The following is an 18605-nucleotide window of genomic DNA, read 5'->3' on the forward strand; positions in this document are numbered from 1 at the left end:
GGTTTCAGGGCATTAGCACTTTCGGGTTCAGTGGCGTGACGTCGATCATTTGCTGAACGGCATGTGAAGGCCAATTCCGCTTACCGCGCTCTGTTTTGATCAGGTTCCGGTACCTAGAATCCGTCCACATCTTGAGCTCAGCCCAAGCGTCAAGGAGGACGAATGGCGGGGCTTTCTACCCCTCATCAGCTTGACCACCCCACAACCTTCGCAGCCGCGGTACTGACCGACGACAACCGGATCATCATCACGGTCATCGGGGTCGTCGCGCTGGCCGCGCTCGTGGTCGCCGGCGTCCTGGTGCGCCAGGTGCTCGCGGCGGGCGAGGGCACCGACAGCATGAAGAAGATCGCGGCAGCGGTCCAGGAAGGCGCCAACGCCTATCTGGCCCGGCAGTTGCGCACGCTCGGCGTATTCGCCGTCGTCGTGTTCTTCCTGCTCATGCTGCTACCCGCGGACGACTGGAATCAGCGCATCGGCCGATCGGTGTTCTTCTTGATCGGCGCCGCGTTCTCGGCGGCCACCGGTTATATCGGCATGTGGCTCGCCGTGCGCAGCAATGTGCGCGTCGCCGCGGCCGCACGGGAAGCGACCCCGGCGCCGGGAGAGCCGGAAAAGGACCTCACCGCCGTCTCACACAAAGCAATGAAGATCGCTTTCCGTACGGGCGGCGTCGTCGGCATGTTCACGGTGGGGCTCGGTCTGCTCGGCGCCTCCTGTGTGGTGCTGGTGTACGCGGCCGACGCGCCGAAGGTGCTCGAGGGCTTCGGCCTCGGCGCCGCGCTGATCGCGATGTTCATGCGTGTCGGCGGCGGCATCTTCACCAAGGCCGCCGACGTCGGCGCCGACCTGGTCGGCAAGGTCGAGCAGGGCATTCCGGAGGACGACCCGCGCAATGCCGCGACCATCGCCGACAACGTGGGCGACAACGTCGGCGACTGCGCCGGTATGGCGGCCGACCTCTTCGAGTCGTACGCCGTGACCCTGGTCGCCGCGCTGATCCTCGGGTCGGCGGCGTTCGGCGACCTGGGGCTCGCCTTCCCGCTGATCGTGCCCGCGATCGGCGTGATCACCGCGATGATCGGCATCTTCGCGGTGGCACCGCGCCGCAGCGACCGCAGTGGCATGACCGCGATCAACCGTGGGTTCTTCATCTCCGCGGTGATCTCGATCGTGCTGGTCGCGATCGCCGTGTTCAGCTACCTGCCGTCGTCGTACGCCGACCTCGACGGCGTCACCGACGCGGCGATCGCGGGCAAGGACGGCGACCCGCGGGTCCTCGCGCTCGTCGCGGTGGCGATTGGCATCGTGCTGGCCGCCGTCATCCAGCAGCTGACCGGCTACTTCACCGAGACCAACCGCCGGCCGGTCAGGGACATCGGCAAGACCTCGCTCACGGGGCCCGCCACCGTCGTCCTCGCCGGTATCTCCGTCGGTCTGGAGTCGGCGGTCTACACCGCCCTGCTGATCGGTCTGGGCGTGTACGGGGCGTTCCTGCTCGGCGGCACGTCGATCATGCTGGCGCTGTTCGCGGTGGCACTGGCCGGCACCGGCCTGCTCACCACGGTCGGCGTGATCGTCGCCATGGACACCTTCGGTCCGGTCTCCGACAACGCGCAGGGCATCGCCGAGATGTCCGGCGACGTCACGGGCTCGGGCGCGCAGGTGCTCACCGACCTGGACGCGGTCGGCAACACCACCAAGGCCATCACCAAGGGCATCGCCATCGCCACCGCCGTCCTCGCGGCCGCGGCGCTTTTCGGGTCGTACCGCGACGCCATCACCACCGGCGCGCGGGACGTGGGCGAGAAGCTGACCGGCGAGGGCGCGCCGATGAGCCTGATGATGGACATCTCGCAGCCCAATAACCTCGTCGGCCTCATCGCGGGCGCGGCGGTCGTCTTCCTCTTCTCCGGACTCGCCATCAACGCCGTGTCGCGGTCGGCGGGTGCCGTGGTGTACGAGGTGCGGCGGCAGTTCCGGGAGAAGCCCGGGATCATGGACTACAGCGAGAAGCCGGAGTACGGCAAGGTCGTCGACATCTGCACCAAGGACGCGCTCCGGGAGCTCGCGACGCCCGGTCTGCTCGCCGTGATGGCGCCGATCTTCATCGGCTTCACGCTCGGCGTCGGCGCGCTGGGCGCGTTCCTCGCCGGTGCGATCGGCGCGGGCACGCTGATGGCGGTGTTCCTCGCCAACTCCGGTGGCGCCTGGGACAACGCCAAGAAGCTCGTCGAGGACGGCCACCACGGCGGCAAGGGCAGCGAGGCCCACGCCGCCACGGTGATCGGCGACACGGTCGGCGACCCCTTCAAGGACACCGCCGGTCCCGCGATCAACCCGCTGCTGAAGGTGATGAACCTGGTGTCGCTGCTCATCGCGCCCGCGGTCATCCAGTTCAGCTACGGCGAGGACAAGAACGTCGGCGTACGGGTGCTGATCGCCGTACTGTCGCTCCTCGTGATCGTCGGCGCGGTGTACGTCTCCAAGCGACGTGGCATCGCCATGGGTGACGAAGGCAACGCCGACAGGGTGGCCAAGCCGGTCGATCCGGCGGTGGTTTCGTAGGCGGTCTTACGACGGCCCAGCTCAAGAGGCGGGCGGGTGGCGCGCGTTGACGTGCCGCCCGCCCGTCTTCTGCTTGTACACGCCCTTGCCGTGACCCTTCTCTCACATGGTGCAAAAAGTTGGAAAACATTACAGAGGTGATGTTTGGCTCACGGCTGTCTCCTGTTCGCCGTGTAGGGTCCGGTGGCCGAGAGCCACGGAAGGGACCGAACCGGTGAACAAGAAGCTCACGGCCGCACTGTCCGGCGGTGCGGCACTGGCACTGGCTTTGACGGGATGCACGAGCGACGAGGGCAACCCGGAGCTGGACGCCTGGGCCAAGAAGGTCTGCGACACGGCGCCGGCGCAGAACGCGAAGATCGCGGCCGCCGACGCCGCGATCACGAAGGCGGCCAAGGACAGCCCGCCCAAGGAGCTCCAGAAGGTCGACGCCCAGGCATTCCAGGATCTCTCCGACGGCTTCAAGGCACGCGCGACCCTGCTTCAGCAGGCCGGACCGCCTCCGGGCGTCGGGGACGGCAAGCAGAAGCAGCAGGACGCCATCAAGAAGCTCACCGCCGTCTCCGTGAGTTACGCCGAGCTGAAGAAGCAGACGGACGCGCTGAACACCAAGGACCAGGCGAAGTTCGCTTCCGGGCTGCGCAAGGTCGGGGAAGACATGAAGGACGTCGTGAGCCAGCGCAAGAGCGCGCTCGACGCGCTGAAGAAGCTGGAAGTGAACGGCGACACCAAGCAGGCGCTGCTCAAGCAGGAAGGCTGCAAGCAGGCGACCGCTTCGGCGCCGGCACCCGCCACCGGCAGCTGAGCCGCCCGCACGGCGGGCGGAGGCGGACGCGGGTCACAATGAGGGCGTGAGTGACTCCAGCCTGTCTGCCCTGCCCGCCTCCGATCGTCCCGACGTCGCCGCCCGGCTGAGGGATGCCCTGCTCGCGGCGTCCTTCACCGCCGACGGGCTGCTCGAACTGCTCGGTGCGCCCGCGTACGCGGCGCTCGCGCGAAGCGAGATCGTGCCCGCGCTCCGGGCGACCCGCGGAGACACACCGCTGGAGGCGCTCGTACGCCTGTTCCTGTTGCAGCGGCCGGTGCCGCACGCGCGCGTGGCGGACGTTCTGCCTGTCGAGGCGTGCCTGGACAGCGGGTGGCTGATTCGGGTCGGTGGGGACTCCGGCGACGACCTCGCCGCGACCGTGGACGTACGGCCCTACGGCGGACCCGGTGGCGAGGACTGGTTCATCGTGTCCGACCTGGGGTGTGCCGTCGGCGGGGCGGGCGGCATCGGCGGCAACGGCCGCCAGGCAGACGCAGGTGTCGTCCTGGGTGTCGGCGGCGCCTCCACGACGCTCGCCGGCATCACGGTCCGTACGCCCGTCGCCTCCGCGCTCGACCTCGGCACCGGTTCCGGCATCCAGGCGCTGCACGCCGCACAGCACGCCACGCGCGTGACGGCGACCGACCTCAACGCGCGCGCGCTGCACATCACCGCGCTGACGCTCGCGCTGTCCGGTGCCCCGGCCGCGGATCTGCGGCAGGGCTCGCTGTTCGAGCCGCTCAAGAGCGGCGAGACGTACGACCTGATCGTGTCGAACCCGCCCTTCGTGATCTCGCCCGGCGCGCGACTCACGTACCGCGACGGCGGGATGGGCGGGGACGATCTGTGCCGGTCGATCGTTCAGGGAGCGGGGGAGCGGCTCAACGAGGGCGGGTTCGCGCAGTTCCTCGCCAACTGGCAGCACGTGGAAGGGGAGGACTGGCAGGACCGGCTGCGGTCGTGGGTGCCGCGCGGGTGCGACGCCTGGATCGTGCAGCGCGAGGTCCAGGACGTCACGCAGTACGCCGAGCTGTGGCTGAGGGACGCCGGTGACCACCGGGGGAATGCGGCCGAGTACCAGGCGCGGTACGACGCGTGGCTGGACGAGTTCGAGGCGCGCAAGGTGAAGGCCGTGGGGTTCGGGTGGATCACCCTGAGGAAGACGTCGGCCGCCGTGCCCTCGATCACGGTGGAGGAGTGGCCGCATCCGGTCGAACAGCCGCTCGGCGACACGGTCCGCGCGCACTTCGACCGCCTCGACTACCTGCGCGCGCACGACGACGCGGACCTGCTGGAGGACCACTTCAGGCTCGTCGCCGAGGTCGTGCAGGAGCAGGTGGGGCTGCCCGGTGCCGAGGACCCGGAACACGTGGTGCTGCGCCAGAACCGCGGTATGCGACGGGCCACCCAGGTGGACACGGTCGGCGCGGGCTTCGCAGGCGTGTGCGACGGCTTGCTCAGCGCGGGGCGCATTCTGGACGCGATCGCCCAACTGATGGGCGAGGACCCCGTGTTGCTGCGCGACCGTACGCCCGCGCAGATCCGGCTGCTGGTGGAGCAGGGGTTCCTCGAACCGGCGCGGTGACCTCGAACCGCCGCGGTGACCACGAACCGTCGCCGTGACCACGACGGGCGCCGTGACCGCTATCCATCGCGCTGCCTCGATCCGGCGCTCGCCTTTGCGGCCAGCCGCGTGAGGTGTTTTCTCGGAGGAGGCAGCAGATAGAGGCTCGGGCAACGCCACCAACCCGGCGAGCCGACAAATTCGAGTCGATCTCGGCGCCGCCCGCCCTCGGCCAGGTCTGGTCGCTGGTGGGGCTCAGGAGGCCGATGAGAGCGACCAAGGGTGCAGAGGTCGGCGAGAGTGATGGGTCTCATGGGGCTTGTGTGGTCGCCGCCGCGGGGAGGGCCTCCAGGAGTCCGCAGCCGCGGCGGCCCGCCGTTCACCTGAGGTTCGCCTGAGCGCCGCACGCGCGTGTCAGCCTCGCCGGGCTGAGAACTCTCGGACGGGAGAAAAGGGGCGAGCCCCGCCATGGAGAGGGGGCCGGCGATCTTCGCTGGGGCGGTCTTCGCCCTGTTCGGAGGCGGGTTGCTGATGTGGACGGCGGTCCGGGTACGACAGCACCGGCCCGTCGCTCAAGGTGTGAGCCGCGTCGCATCGGCGACGCTCGCCGGCCTTGTCTCGGTGGTCGCGTTGATCTTCGGCGTATGGTGCTTGACCCGTCTGTGAGAAGCCCTTCGAGCTGTGCGGCCGATAATTAGGAGGGTGCCTTCCGGAAAGGCTCGAATAGGACTGTGGGCACTCCGGGCGGCAGGAATGACGGAAGTCGGGTTACCGTTCGAGTGGCCGTTGCGGGCTTTTCCCGTTTGACAACGGGGCGGGATGTACCGTCACACTCCGCAGCGTCACCACCACCACCCGACCCCGGGATGTAGGCCTGGGGAGGCCCCAGCGTCGACCGGAGAGAAGAGCGAAGTTGTCCCCGACCAGCGAGACCGCACAGGGCGGCCGCCGACTCGTCATCGTCGAGTCGCCTGCCAAGGCGAAGACGATCAAGGGCTACCTGGGCCCCGGCTACGTAGTCGAAGCGAGCGTCGGGCACATCCGCGACCTTCCCAACGGTGCCGCGGAGGTGCCGGAGAAGTACACCGGCGAGGTCCGCCGCCTCGGCGTGGACGTCGAGCACGACTTCGAGCCGATCTATGTCGTCAACGCCGACAAGAAGGCCCAAGTCAAGAAGCTCAAGGACCTGCTGAAGGACTCCGACGAGCTCTACCTCGCCACCGATGAGGACCGCGAGGGCGAGGCCATCGCCTGGCACCTCCAGGAAGTGCTCAAGCCGAAGGTCCCGGTCAAGCGGATGGTCTTCCACGAGATCACCAAGGCCGCGATCCAGGCAGCCGTCGCCAACCCGCGCCAGCTCAACCAGAAGCTCGTCGACGCCCAGGAGACCCGCCGCATCCTCGACCGCCTCTACGGCTACGAGGTCTCGCCGGTCCTGTGGAAGAAGGTCATGCCGCGCCTGTCGGCGGGCCGTGTCCAGTCGGTCGCCACCCGACTCGTCGTGGAGCGGGAACGCGAGCGCATCGCGTTTCGTTCTGCTGAGTACTGGGACCTGACGGGCACCTTCGCGACCGGCCGCGCGGGGGATCCGTCGGACCCGTCGTCGCTGGTCGCCCGCCTGCAGACCGTCGACGGCAGGCGGGTCGCGCAGGGCCGCGACTTCGACTCCCTCGGACAACTCAAGAGCGCGAACACCCTCCACCTCGACGAGGCGAACGCCCGCGCCCTGGCCGCCGCCCTGGAGAACACCCGGTTCTCGGTGCGGTCCGTCGAGTCCAAGCCGTACCGCCGCTCGCCGTACGCCCCGTTCCGTACGACGACACTGCAGCAGGAAGCCAGCCGCAAGCTGGGCTTCGGCGCGAAGGCGACCATGCAGGTCGCGCAGAAGCTGTACGAGAACGGCTACATCACGTACATGCGTACGGACTCCACGACGCTGAGCGACACCGCCGTCGCGGCCGCCCGTGCCCAGGTCACGCAGCTTTACGGCGCCGACTATCTGCCGTCCTCCCCGCGGACGTACGCCGGGAAGGTCAAGAACGCCCAGGAGGCGCACGAGGCGATCCGCCCCTCCGGCGACCGCTTCCGCACGCCTGCCGAGACCGGGCTGACCGGCGACCAGTTCAAGCTCTACGAGCTGATCTGGAAGCGGACCGTCGCCTCCCAGATGAAGGACGCGACCGGCAACTCGGTCACGGTCAAGATCGGTGGCGCGGCGGCCGACGGCCGGGACGTCGAATTCAGCGCGTCCGGCAAGACGATCACCTTCCACGGCTTCCTGAAGGCCTACGTCGAGGGCGCCGACGACCCGAACGCCGAGCTGGACGACCGTGAGCGCCGGCTGCCGCAGGTCACCGAGGGCGACGCCCTGAGCGCCGAGGAGATCACGGTCGACGGGCACGCCACCAAGCCCCCGGCCCGCTACACCGAGGCGTCGCTGGTCAAGGAGCTGGAGGAGCGCGAGATCGGCCGCCCGTCGACGTACGCGTCGATCATCGGCACGATCCTCGACCGCGGCTATGTGTTCAAGAAGGGCACGGCGCTCGTCCCGTCCTTCCTGTCCTTCGCCGTGGTCAACCTCCTGGAGAAGCACTTCGGGCGACTCGTCGACTACGACTTCACCGCCAAGATGGAGGACGACCTCGACCGCATCGCCCGCGGCGAGGCGCAGGCCGTGCCGTGGCTGAAGCGGTTCTACTTCGGCGAGACAGCATCCGACAGCGGATTCGCCGCGGGCAGCAGCGGCACCGCGGCCGACGCGGGCAACGGCGACGGGGACCACCTCGGTGGCCTCAAGGAGCTGGTGACCGACCTGGGCGCGATCGACGCCCGCGAGGTCTCGTCGTTCCCCGTGGGCAACGACATCGTGCTGCGGGTCGGGCGCTACGGCCCGTACATCGAGCGCGGCGAGAAGGACACCGAGCAGCACCAGCGCGCCGACATCCCGGACGACCTCGCGCCCGACGAGCTGTCCGTCGAGCTGGCCGAGGAACTGCTGGCCAAGCCCAGCGGCGACTTCGAGCTCGGCACCGACCCGGCCACGGGCCACGCGATCGTCGCCAAGGACGGCCGCTACGGCCCGTACGTCACCGAGGTGCTCCCCGAGGGCACCCCGAAGACCGGCAAGAACGCCGTCAAGCCGCGTACGGCCTCGCTGTTCAAGTCGATGTCGCTGGACACGGTGACGCTGGACGACGCGCTCAAGCTGATGTCGCTGCCGCGTGTCGTCGGCACCGACGCCGAAGGCCAGGAGATCACCGCGCAGAACGGCCGCTACGGCCCGTACCTGAAGAAGGGCACGGACTCGCGTTCGCTCCAGTCCGAGGAGCAGCTCTTCACGATCACCCTCGAAGAGGCGCTGGAGATCTACTCCCAGCCCAAGCAGCGGGGGCGTGCCGCCGCCAAGCCGCCGCTGAAGGAGCTGGGCGCGGACCCGGTCAGCGGGAAGCCGGTCGTCGTCAAGGACGGTCGCTTCGGGCCGTACGTCACCGACGGGGAGACCAACGCGACCCTGCGCTCCGGCGACAGCGTCGAGACGATCACCCCGGAGCGCGGCTTCGAACTGCTCGCGGAGAAGCGCGCGAAGGGGCCCGCGAAGAAGACGGCGAAGAAGACCGCCGCGAAGAAGACGACCGTGAAGAAGGCCGCCCCGGCCAAGAAGACGGCCGCCAAGAAGACCGCGGCCAAGACGACCACGGCCGCGAAGAAGACGACGGCGAAGAAGACCGCGGCCAAGAAGGCGACGGCCGCCAAGTCGGCGGCGGAGGACTGAGCCGCCGTCCCGGTCGGCGTCGACCGGTCCTCGTGAGGGCCAACCCGGCCCGTTCGAGGGTCGCTTGACGGTCCGGTTCTTCACTTCCGGTTCGCAAAACGAACGCCTCGGCATCAGTTTGGTGTCGGGGCGCGCGTACGTTCGGGCGCGTGCGCCGGGCTGTCAGTCCGTCCCGATAGGCTGAAAGCATGACGCGAGCCGAGCAGACAACGGCCCCCAACACCGCCCCCGACGACGCCCTCGCGGCGGACTCCCGCGAGCGTGCCGTCCGCGCCCTGCTGCGCCGACCGCAGCTCAAGCGGTTGTGGAGCGCACAGTTGGTAGGCGGAGTCGGCGACATGCTCGCGCTCCTGGTGCTGGTCCTGCTGGCCCTTCAGGCGTCGATCGCCGAGGGGACGTTCGGCGGTGGGTACCGGGGCGTGGCGTTCGCAGTGGCGACCGTCTTCGGGGTGCGCATCCTGGCGACGCTGCTGTTCGGGGCCGTACTCCTCGGTCCCCTGACCTCGCTCACCTCCCACGACGGCCCGCTCGACCGGCGCTGGACGATGGTCGGCGCGGACGGCCTGCGGGCGGCGCTGCTGATCGTCGCGCCCCTGTGGATCGACTGGACGCCGGACAACGCGCTCGCCGTCCTGTTGGTCACCGTCTTCGTGACCGGCGTCGCCGAGCGCTTCTGGACGGTGTGCCGGGAGAGCGCGGCGCCCGCCCTGCTGCCACCCCCGCCGCCGGAGGGCGCGACGGTACGACCGCTGCCGGACCACATGGACGCCCTGCGCCGCCTGTCACTGCGTACGGGCTTCGTGGCGGTCCCCCTGGCCGCCGCCGCGCTCGTCGTCGCGGCACTGCTCAACAACCTGCTCGGCGCCGGAGTCGACTGGTTCGCCCAGCATCAGGCGGCCCTCGGGTCGTATGTCGCGGCCGGCCTGTTCGCCGCGTCCCTGTCCGTGCTGACCTTCCTCGACCTGCCCGACACACGCACCCCGCGCGCGCGGTCGCCGCTGGAGGGGCTGCGCCGGCCCAAGACCGGCTCGGGCGTCGACAAGGGCCGTACCGGCGCGATCGCCCTGCTGGTGACCGCCTGCGCGGCCGTCGCCGGGGCGGTGTCCGCCGCGGTCGCCGTGACCGTGCTGCACGCCAAGGACCTGGGCGGCGGGCCGGTGCTGTACGGCCTGCTGGTGCTCGCGCTGACCGGCGGAGTGGTCGTCGGCATCCGTACGGCGCCCTCCGTGCTGCCCGCCCTGTCGCGGCGCCGGCTGCTGGCGCTGGCGATCGCCTTCACCGGCGTCGCGCTGCTGGCCGCGGGACTCGTCCCGGACGTCACCACCGTGCTGCTGATCCTCGCGCTGGCCGGCGTCGGCGCGGGCATGGCCGCCAACACCGGGCACACCCTGCTCGACCAGGAGGCCGAGGAGTTCCGGCGGCCCCGGACGACGGAGCATCTGCACGCGGTCGCGCGGGTCAGTGTCGCGCTCGGCGCGGTGATCGCGCCGCTGGTGGCCGCGCTGATCGGGCCGCACCGCCTGGAGAGCGGCAAGTTCGTCTTCGCGCACGGCGGCGCGGCGTTCACGCTGATGCTGGTCGGCGCGCTGCTGCTGCCGGTGGCCGCGCTGGTGCTGGCCAAGGTCGACGACCGCTCCGGTGTGCCGCTGCGGCAGGACCTGCGGGACGCGCTGCTCGGCGGTGACGATCCGGAGCAGGTGCCCGCGACGTCCGGTTTCTTCATCGCCCTGGAGGGCGGCGACGGCGCCGGGAAGTCCACCCAGGCCGAGGCGCTCGCCGAGTGGATCCGGGCCAAGGGCCACGAGGTCGTCGTCACCCGCGAGCCGGGGGCGACGCCGGTCGGCAAGCGGCTGCGGTCGATCCTGCTGGACGTGTCGAGCGCCGGACTGTCGCACCGCGCGGAGGCGCTGCTGTACGCGGCGGACCGCGCGGAACACGTCGACACGGTGGTCCGGCCCGCGCTGGAGCGCGGCGCGGTCGTGATCTCGGACCGCTACGTCGACTCCTCGGTGGCCTACCAGGGGGCCGGCCGTGACCTGTCCCCGACGGAGGTCGCCCGTATCAACCGCTGGGCGACCCACGGCCTCGCGCCGCATCTGACGGTCCTGCTGGACATCTCGCCGGAGGTCGCCCGCGAGCGGTTCACCGAGGCGCCGGACCGGCTGGAGTCGGAGCCGGCCGAGTTCCACGCGCGCGTGCGGTCCGGGTTCCTGACGCTGGCCGCGGCCGACCCCGGGCGGTACCTGGTCGTGGACGCGGGCCAGGAGCCCGAGGCGGTGACGACCGTCATCCGGCACCGGCTCGACCAGATGCTGCCGCTGTCCGAGGCGGAGATCCAGGCGCAGGAGGAAGCGCGGCGCAAGGCCGAGGAGGAGGCCCGCCGCAAGGCCGAGGAAGAGGCCGCCCGCAAGGCCGAGGAGGAGCGCCTGGAGCGTGAGCGCCAGGAGCAGCTCGCCCGGCTGCGTGCCGAGGAGGAGGAGCGCAAGCGGCGCGAGCTGGAGGAGGCGCAGCGGCGCGAGGCCGAACGGCAGGCGGAGGAGGCCCGGCAGCGGGCCGAGGAAGCGCGCCGCAAGGCCGAGGAGGAGCGGCAGCGGCTCCTCGCGGAGGAGAAGGCGCGCGCCGAGGAGGAAGCGCGTCGCAAGGCCGAGGAGGAGCGGCGCCGCAAGCAGGCCGAGGAAGAGGCGCGCATTCGTGCCGAGGCCGAGGCACTGCGCCTGGAGAAGCAGCGCAAGGCCGAGGAGGCTCTGCTGCGGGCCGAGGAGGCACGGCGGCAGGCGGAGCAGGCGGCGGCCCAGGCACAGGCGGGGCCGAGGCCGACGGGTCCTGGAGCCGGTGTCGCCCCGGCGGACGCGGCAACCGTGCCCACGCCGGTGGTGACGCCGGGGCAGGCACGGGAACAGGCACCGGGCGGGGCGTCGGACGAGACGACTGTGCTGCGGCCCGTGCGCGACGAGCAGCGGCGCAAGCCGGACGCGGAGCCGCCCTCCGAAGACCGCGCCGCCGGTGAGTCCGACTCGGAGGTGACGACGAAGCTGCCGCAGCCGCCGGTTCCTCCGGGGGCTGCGGACGAGACGGCGGTGCTGCCTCCCGTGGTGCCCGGCGCGGCGGACGAGACGGCGGTGCTGCCTCCCGTGGTGCCCGGCGCGGCCGATGAGACGGCGGTGCTGCCGCCGGTGTCGGGGCAGGGGCCCGCGGACCGCGTTCCGCCGGACTACTTCCGCGACGAGCGGACGGGACAGCCGGACGGGTCCGAGGACCGCACGCGGGAGATGCCCCAGGTCGACGAGTCGGGGGTACCTCGGCACAGGGCTCGGTCCGACTGGGCCGAGGAGACACCGCTGGACGATCTGCCGACGCTCGCGGACGAGCTGCTGGGGCCGCATGAGGACGAGTACGACGAGGACGGGGGCCGGGGGCGCGGTCGGCGACGCTGAGGTCGGCTGGCTCTGGGGTCGGTTGCTCGGCTGCTCGGCTGAGCTGCGCGGCGGCCGACGCCGGGCTGTGGCCGACGCCGGGCTGTGGCCGCCGGCCCGCCCGCTTGGGAGGTTTGGGAGGTGTCGCGCTCTGCGGCACCGCAGGTGCACGATTCGGGCCGCAGTCGCACGATGTACGTGCCGCCCGCCCCGGCCCCCGTTGTCAGTGCCGCCCCGCACAATGGATCTGGCGACGCGAAGTGCGAAGTGTGACGAAAGGCGGGCGTGACCCATGAGCGTGTGGGACGACCTGGTGGGGCAGGAGAGGGTGAGCGAACAGCTGGACGCTGCCGCTCGGGACGCCGACGCGCTCGTCACCGCCGTCGCCGCCGACACGCCGCTCCCCGAGGCGTCCAAGATGACGCACGCCTGGTTGTTCACGGGTCCGCCCGGGGCGGGCCGGAACCAGGCGGCGCGGGCCTTCGCCGCCGCGCTGCAGTGCGTCAGCCCCGACCGGGCGCTCGGGGGATCCCCCGGCTGCGGTTTCTGCGACGGGTGTCATACGGCGCTCGTCGGCACGCACGCCGACGTCACCACCGTCGCCGCCGTCGGCACCCAGATCCTCGCCGACGACATGCGGGACACCGTCCGCAAGTCGTTCACCTCACCGGCGAACGGCCGCTGGCAGATCATCCTCGTCGAGGACGCCGAGCGGCTGAACGAGAAGTCGGCCAACGCCGTCCTGAAAGCCGTGGAGGAGCCCGCCCCCCGTACGGTCTGGCTGCTCTGCGCCCCCTCGGTCGAGGACGTCCTGCCCACGATCCGCTCCCGCTGCCGCCACCTGAACCTGAGCACGCCCTCGGTCGACGCGGTCGCCGACATGCTCGTACGGCGGGAAGGCATCGAGCCCGACGTCGCCGCAGCGGTGGCCCGCGCCACGCAGGGGCACGTCGACCGGGCCCGCCGCCTGGCCACCGACCCGGCCGCCCGTGAACGCCGGGCCGCCGTCCTCAAGCTGCCCCTGCGGCTGGGTGAGGTCGGTGCCTGCCTCAAGGCCGCCCAGGAACTCGTCGACGCCGCCGCCGAGGACGCCAAGCAGCTCGCGGAGGAGACCGATGTCAAGGAGACCGAGGAGCTGAAGGCGGCGCTGGGCGCGGTCCAGGGCGGCCGGATGCCGCGCGGCACGGCGGGCGTGATGAAGGAGCTGGAGGACAAGCAGAAGCGGCGCCGGACGCGGACGCAGCGCGACAGCCTCGACCTCGCCCTGACCGACCTCACCGCCTTCTACCGCGACGTCCTCGCCCTCCAGCTCGGCTCCCGCGTCGCCCTCGCCAACACCGACGCCGAGGACGCCCTGCAGCGCCTCGCCCGCGACAGCGCCCCGGAGTCCACGCTGCGCCGCATCGAGGCGATCGCCGCCTGCCGCGACGCCCTCGACCGCAATGTGGCGCCGCTGCTGGCGGTGGAGGCGATGACCATGGCGCTCAGAGCGGGCTGACCAGGCCGAGTCCATGGGTGCCGGCCGAGTCCACGGGCCAGCCTGAATGCATGGTTGCGGCCGAGTCCACGGACCTGGCCGGATCCATGGACCGTCCCATCCCTCTTATCCTCTCCTCTCCTCTCCTCTCCCGCAGGTGATCAACACGAGGTTGACCATGTAACTCGTACGAGCCGTGCTGTGCACACACAGCACCCAACCCGCTGCACAGAGTTACTCTCGCCTGATGTACACCAGGCGCAGCCCCGCACTCAGCCCCGACCCGAGCCCACGCGGGCAGGACCCGCGCAGCCACCGCTCCACCCCTCGGCGAGCGGGCGCGGTCGGTGCTCTCCTCACCGTCGCCGCGTTGCTCGTGTCCGCCTGCACTTCCGGCGAGCCGACGAAGGCGACAAAGCCGAGGAGCCCGGCGGCCGGGGCGGCGGCGCTGGCCGCGCTGCCGCGGTCGACGCCGGCCCCGCTCGCGCCGTACTACGGGCAGAAGCTGACCTGGCGCAACTGCGGCGCGCCCGGCTTCCAGTGCGCCACGATGCGCGCGCCGCTGGACTACGCGAAGCCGGACGCCGGGAGCATCCGGCTCGCCGTGGCCCGCAAGAAGGCGACGGGCCCGGGCCGGCGGCTCGGGTCGCTGCTCGTGAACCCGGGCGGCCCCGGCGGCTCGGCGATCGGCTACCTCCAGCAGTACGCGGGCATCGGCTATCCGGCCGACGTGCGCGCCCGCTACGACATGGTCGCCGTGGACCCGCGTGGAGTCGCCCGCAGCCAGCCCGTCGAATGCCTCGACGGACGCGAGATGGACAGGTACACGCAGACCGACTTCACGCCTGACGACGAGAAGGAGACCGGCGAGCTCGTCGCCGCGTACAAGAGGTTCGCGGAAGGCTGCGGAGCGGACGCGCCCGGCCTGCTCCGCCATGTCTCCACGACCGAGGCGGCCCGGGACATGGACGTCGTGCGGGCGGCGCTGGGGGACGAGAGACTGACGTTCGTGGGGGCGTCGTACGGCACCTTCCTCGGGGCGACGTACGCAGGGCTGTTCCCGGACCGGGTGGGCCGGCTGGTCCTGGACGGTGCGATGGACCCCTCCCTGCCCGCCCTCAGGATGAACCTCGACCAGACGGCCGGCTTCGAGACGGCGTTCCAGGCGTTCGCGCGGGACTGCGTTCGGCAGCCGGACTGTCCGCTGGGCACGAAGGCCGCGGACGTCGGCAAGAAACTCAAGGCCTTCTTCCGCAAGCTCGACGCGCGACCGATCCCGACCGGCGACGCGGACGGCCGCAAGCTCGGCGAGTCCCTCGCCACCACCGGCGTGATCGCGGCGATGTACGACGAGGGGGCCTGGTCCCAACTGCGCGACGCCCTGTCCGCGGCGATGCGGGAGAACGACGGCGCGGGCCTGCTCGGCCTCTCCGACAGCTACTTCGAGCGCGACGCCGACGGCCGTTACACGAACCTGATGTTCGCCAACGCGGCCGTGAACTGCCTCGACCTCCCGGCCGCCTTCGCCACCCCCGACGACGTCCGCAAGTCCCTCCCCGCCTTCGAAAAGGCGTCCCCCGTCTTCGGCGAGGGCCTCGCCTGGGCCACCCTGAACTGCGCCTACTGGCCGGTGGCCCCGACCGGCGAGCCGCGCCGCATCGTGGCGGAGGGCGCGTCCCCGATCGTCGTGGTCGGGACCACCCGCGACCCGGCGACCCCCTACCGCTGGGCCCAGGCCCTGACCCGCCAACTCTCCTCGGCCCGCCTCCTCACCTACGACGGTGACGGCCACACGGCGTACGGGCGGGGCAGCGCGTGCATCGACGACACGATCAACGCATATCTCCTCCGGGGGACGCCGCCGAGGGACGGAAAGCGCTGCTCATCGACTTGATCACGGCTGTGGCAGGGGCTGGTACGGAGCACCTCGGAAACTGTGTAGACTTACCGACGTTGCCGATCGCACCATAGTGCGGACGGCGTGCCGCCTTAGCTCAGATGGCCAGAGCAACGCACTCGTAATGCGTAGGTCTCGGGTTCGAATCCCGAAGGCGGCTCCAAGGTGAACCGCAGGTCAGACCTCTGACCTGCGGTTTCTTTCTTGTGCTGGCCTTGGAATGTGCGCACGATACGTGTTGATCACCTGTGCATGGAATGCGTAGGTCAGAGGTTCACTCTTTGGATTCAGGAGTGCGCATCTCGCGTCATTTACTGGCGCTGACCTGCGATTCTTGGAACTTACTGATGGGGGAGTCAGTACGGGCGAGATGCGGGGTGGTCATGGGGTGGCCGTCGGTGCTGCGTTGGCGTATGGAGTGGGCTGACGGGAGGTCGGCGGGTGCTGACAGGGTCTCCTCGCTCTTGTGGCTGCTCGACAACACAGCCCCTCGGGCGGTGGGTGGTGAGCGGATTGCCTCTCCCCCGCAGTGTGACGACCGTGACTGCGGGCCCACTGATGCGCAATCGCCCCCGGCGCGTCAGGCGATGGTGTCGTCTCGAATGTGCGACCCCGACAAGACATGCGACCATGGTGTCGCCCCCCCCGAGCTGTGCAGGCCGGTTCAGCGCTTCGCCGAGGGGTGGGGAGCGCCAGGGGAGCGCGGACGCCTGTGGTCACTCTTCTTCGGGCCGTTCGGATTGGCGTGGTGGCCGTGTGGTGGCCGAGCGTGCAAACCGGCTTCCGGTTCACCGCGAAATTGGTGGTTCACGAGGGAGCGCTGGTTGTGGCATCCCGACAGTGGGCGTCGTGTGCCTCGCGGGCCGGGATCGCCTTCAGGGCAACCCCCTCCGGAGTCGAGGGTGGTCGACTTGGATCGGATGGATGGGCTTCCGAGCCCGTGTGCGCCTCGGCCAGTAGGCACTGGTTCTGGCGGACCTGCTCTGCGGCCTGGGCGTCGAGGCTGACGTGCTGTCGGCCGTTGGGCTGAAGTCGGCGGCCCGGTCCTCAGCCACCACCGCGTACCTGTCTCCACATGCGCCACTGCCTGGCATCTCGGGGTGGACCGTCTGCGGGCCATGGCAGTGAGTAGGCAATAGTGGCCCGGTCAAAGGCCCCGCCGAAGCCGCGATCTGCTCTGCGGAGATCCTGTGGCGGAGTCGGTGCTGCGCCGTTGGCCTCCCTGCCACGCTTGCGCCCCGGTGCCGATCCGGTTCGGGCCACCGGCACCCACCGCGATCGCCACTACATCCGGGCGTCGCCAAGCGCTACCGAGCCGGAATCGTCCTGGCGTCCCTCATCCTCTGGCTCCGCGAACCAGCCAGATGATCATTTCTGATCAGGGGTTGGTCCCAGGCCCCGGGCCGGCGGTGAGGTCGCCTGGCCCGGGGCCGTCTATGAGGTGTCGCTCAGGCGACCTTGGGCGGGGTGACTCCCTTGCCGTGACCCTCGGAGATCCGGCGCGTGCGGCGCTTCTCCGCCTCCTCGTCGGCCGCCGCGATCTCCGGGTCACCCTCGAAGTCGCCGGCCGCCGACTCCGCAGCGATCTCGATCACGGCCTCGAACTGATCGGTGAAGGCGCGCATCGCTGCCAGCACCTCGCGGGCCTGCGGGGGAGTGAGCGAGCCGCACGAACCGCCGTAGTCCAAACAGACCTGGGTACGACGGCCGTACGCCTGCGACCGGTAGCCGAGCACCACGGCCTTGGCGGCGAGGAAGGGAATCTGCTCGTTCTCCGCGGGGAGGGCGTTGTCGTCGATGTCGCGGTGTGCGGTCTCGACGGGAGCGGTCATCCATCCGCCGAGCCCGTCATCAGGGGTGAGAGTCTGCTGGGCCGGGGTGAGTGACCGCTTCGCGGCGGCGACCCGACGGCCCTGGATGAGTTCGGCGATCATCGTTGTGGCTAAGGTGGCGGCGTATTCGGGCGTGTACTGCTCGGGCAGGGTCTTCTCCATGGACTCCGCGACGGCGGCGGGCAGGGCGCCGATGACCTTGGCGAAGCTGGGCATGTCAGGTTCGGCGGTGGGCCGCTGGGCCGGGGTGCCGCCGCGCGAGCTGCGGGCGACCTGGGCCAAGTCGCGGATTCGTCGTCCGAACACGTCGAGGTTCTCGGCGAAGACGTCGGCCTGGTCGGGCGTGAAGAACCTTTCCTCGCCACTGCCGTCCTCGACGCATACGTACGGGGCGCGTTCCTTCGGGTCCACGGAGAACAGGTCCTGGCCGAGGCGCGCGTAGGCGAAGAGCACGTCGTCGCCGCTGTTGAAGGGGTGCGCGTACAGGTCGACGTGTTCGCCCGAGTGGACGACGTCCTCAAGGTGCGTCGTGTTCTCGCCGGCGTGGTCCTCGACGCACCACGATGTCGGGCAGGCGATGGGGACCTGGACCCCGTTGACGAGGGCGGTCACGACGGACAGGGCGGCGAGCTGGGAGCCGTGCCCGGTCTCGCGCTCGCGGGTCTCAGTGACCGGGGCGACGCGGAGCCGGGCGGTTCCCGGGGTGCTGGTGGTGTCGTTGATGGGCTCGATGTTTTCGATGGACATGGTGCGTACTCCTTTGGGTAGTTCGCTTCGTTGTCGCTTCGAAGTAGTCGCGCTGGTGGGAGTCGTCGAGGCGGGCCGTCCCCGTTAGGGCGGTGTCACCCCGGATGCCGGTTACTGCCTGGCGGGCGGCGCGTAGAATGCGCCTTTTCGTCTGGCGGGGTGCCGTCCGAGGCGGGTCTCCCCACCCGCGCCCGGACGGCGGTTTACGGGGCTACGCGGCGGAGGCGAACGCGGCGATCCGCGCGGCGGCCGTGACGTACTCCGCCTTGCGCGGCCGGTAGGCGGCGGTCAGGGTCGACACCTGCGCGAGACCATGCGGTCTGGCGGGCGTGCCCACCGGCGACGGTGCGGCGGGTGCGGGCCCGCTCGGCCGGCGCGACGTCGAGGCGTCAGCCACCTGCGGTTGCGGAGGAGCCCAAGCCCGGAGGCTGCCGCGTCGTCCGGGGGCTGGATGACACGACCCGTACCAATCGGTGGGTTGGATGAGCAAGGCCGTCTCGCACACAGGGGCGGCCCTCGCTGAGACG

At 70.7% G+C, this 18605-nt stretch carries 9 protein-coding genes and 1 tRNA gene; 9 read left to right on the forward strand and 1 reads right to left on the reverse strand.

The window, feature by feature from the left end; all coding sequences use genetic code 11:
- Positions 1–162: 162 nt before the first annotated feature.
- From ABZ078_RS12435 to ABZ078_RS12475, 9 genes are all read left to right on the forward strand, one after another.
- Entirely contained in the window at positions 163–2568 is a 2406-nt protein-coding gene (locus tag ABZ078_RS12435) for a sodium-translocating pyrophosphatase (protein WP_356574361.1), read from the forward strand.
- 214 nt (positions 2569–2782) lie between these two features.
- Entirely contained in the window at positions 2783–3373 is a 591-nt protein-coding gene (locus ABZ078_RS12440) for a small secreted protein (protein ID WP_356574362.1), read from the forward strand.
- Positions 3374–3419: 46 nt separating this feature from the next.
- Positions 3420–4961 carry a class I SAM-dependent methyltransferase gene (locus ABZ078_RS12445; protein ID WP_356574364.1) on the forward strand — a complete coding sequence of 514 codons (1542 nt, stop codon included), beginning with the start codon at positions 3420–3422 and terminating at the stop codon, positions 4959–4961.
- Between the two features lie 447 nt (positions 4962–5408).
- Positions 5409–5606, forward strand: coding sequence for a hypothetical protein (locus ABZ078_RS12450; protein ID WP_356574366.1), 198 nt, complete (start codon positions 5409–5411; stop codon positions 5604–5606).
- Positions 5607–5853: 247 nt separating this feature from the next.
- Positions 5854–8712 carry a type I DNA topoisomerase gene (gene topA, locus ABZ078_RS12455; protein WP_356574368.1) on the forward strand — a complete coding sequence of 953 codons (2859 nt, stop codon included), beginning with the start codon at positions 5854–5856 and terminating at the stop codon, positions 8710–8712.
- Positions 8713–8900: 188 nt separating this feature from the next.
- The gene (gene tmk / locus ABZ078_RS12460; protein WP_356574370.1) at positions 8901–12146 is read left to right on the forward strand and encodes a dTMP kinase; all 3246 of its coding nucleotides are present in this window, start codon (positions 8901–8903) and stop codon (positions 12144–12146) included.
- A gap of 271 nt (positions 12147–12417) precedes the next feature.
- Positions 12418–13623 (forward strand): DNA polymerase III subunit delta', encoded by a 1206-nt coding sequence (locus ABZ078_RS12465; RefSeq protein WP_356574371.1) that lies wholly within the window; start codon positions 12418–12420, stop codon positions 13621–13623.
- Positions 13624–13849: 226 nt separating this feature from the next.
- Positions 13850–15496 carry an alpha/beta hydrolase gene (locus tag ABZ078_RS12470; protein WP_356574373.1) on the forward strand — a complete coding sequence of 549 codons (1647 nt, stop codon included), beginning with the start codon at positions 13850–13852 and terminating at the stop codon, positions 15494–15496.
- Positions 15497–15585: 89 nt separating this feature from the next.
- Positions 15586–15662 (forward strand) — tRNA-Thr (locus ABZ078_RS12475).
- Between the two features lie 1285 nt (positions 15663–16947).
- On the opposite strand, the gene ABZ078_RS12480 is transcribed toward ABZ078_RS12475, so the two are convergent.
- Entirely contained in the window at positions 16948–18078 is a 1131-nt protein-coding gene (locus ABZ078_RS12480; RefSeq protein ID WP_356574375.1) for a hypothetical protein, read from the reverse strand.
- Between the last annotated feature and the right edge of the window lie 527 nt (positions 18079–18605).

Origin of the sequence: Streptomyces sp. NPDC006385 (genome assembly GCF_040612485.1) — a bacterium.
Taxonomy (GTDB): domain Bacteria; phylum Actinomycetota; class Actinomycetes; order Streptomycetales; family Streptomycetaceae; genus Streptomyces.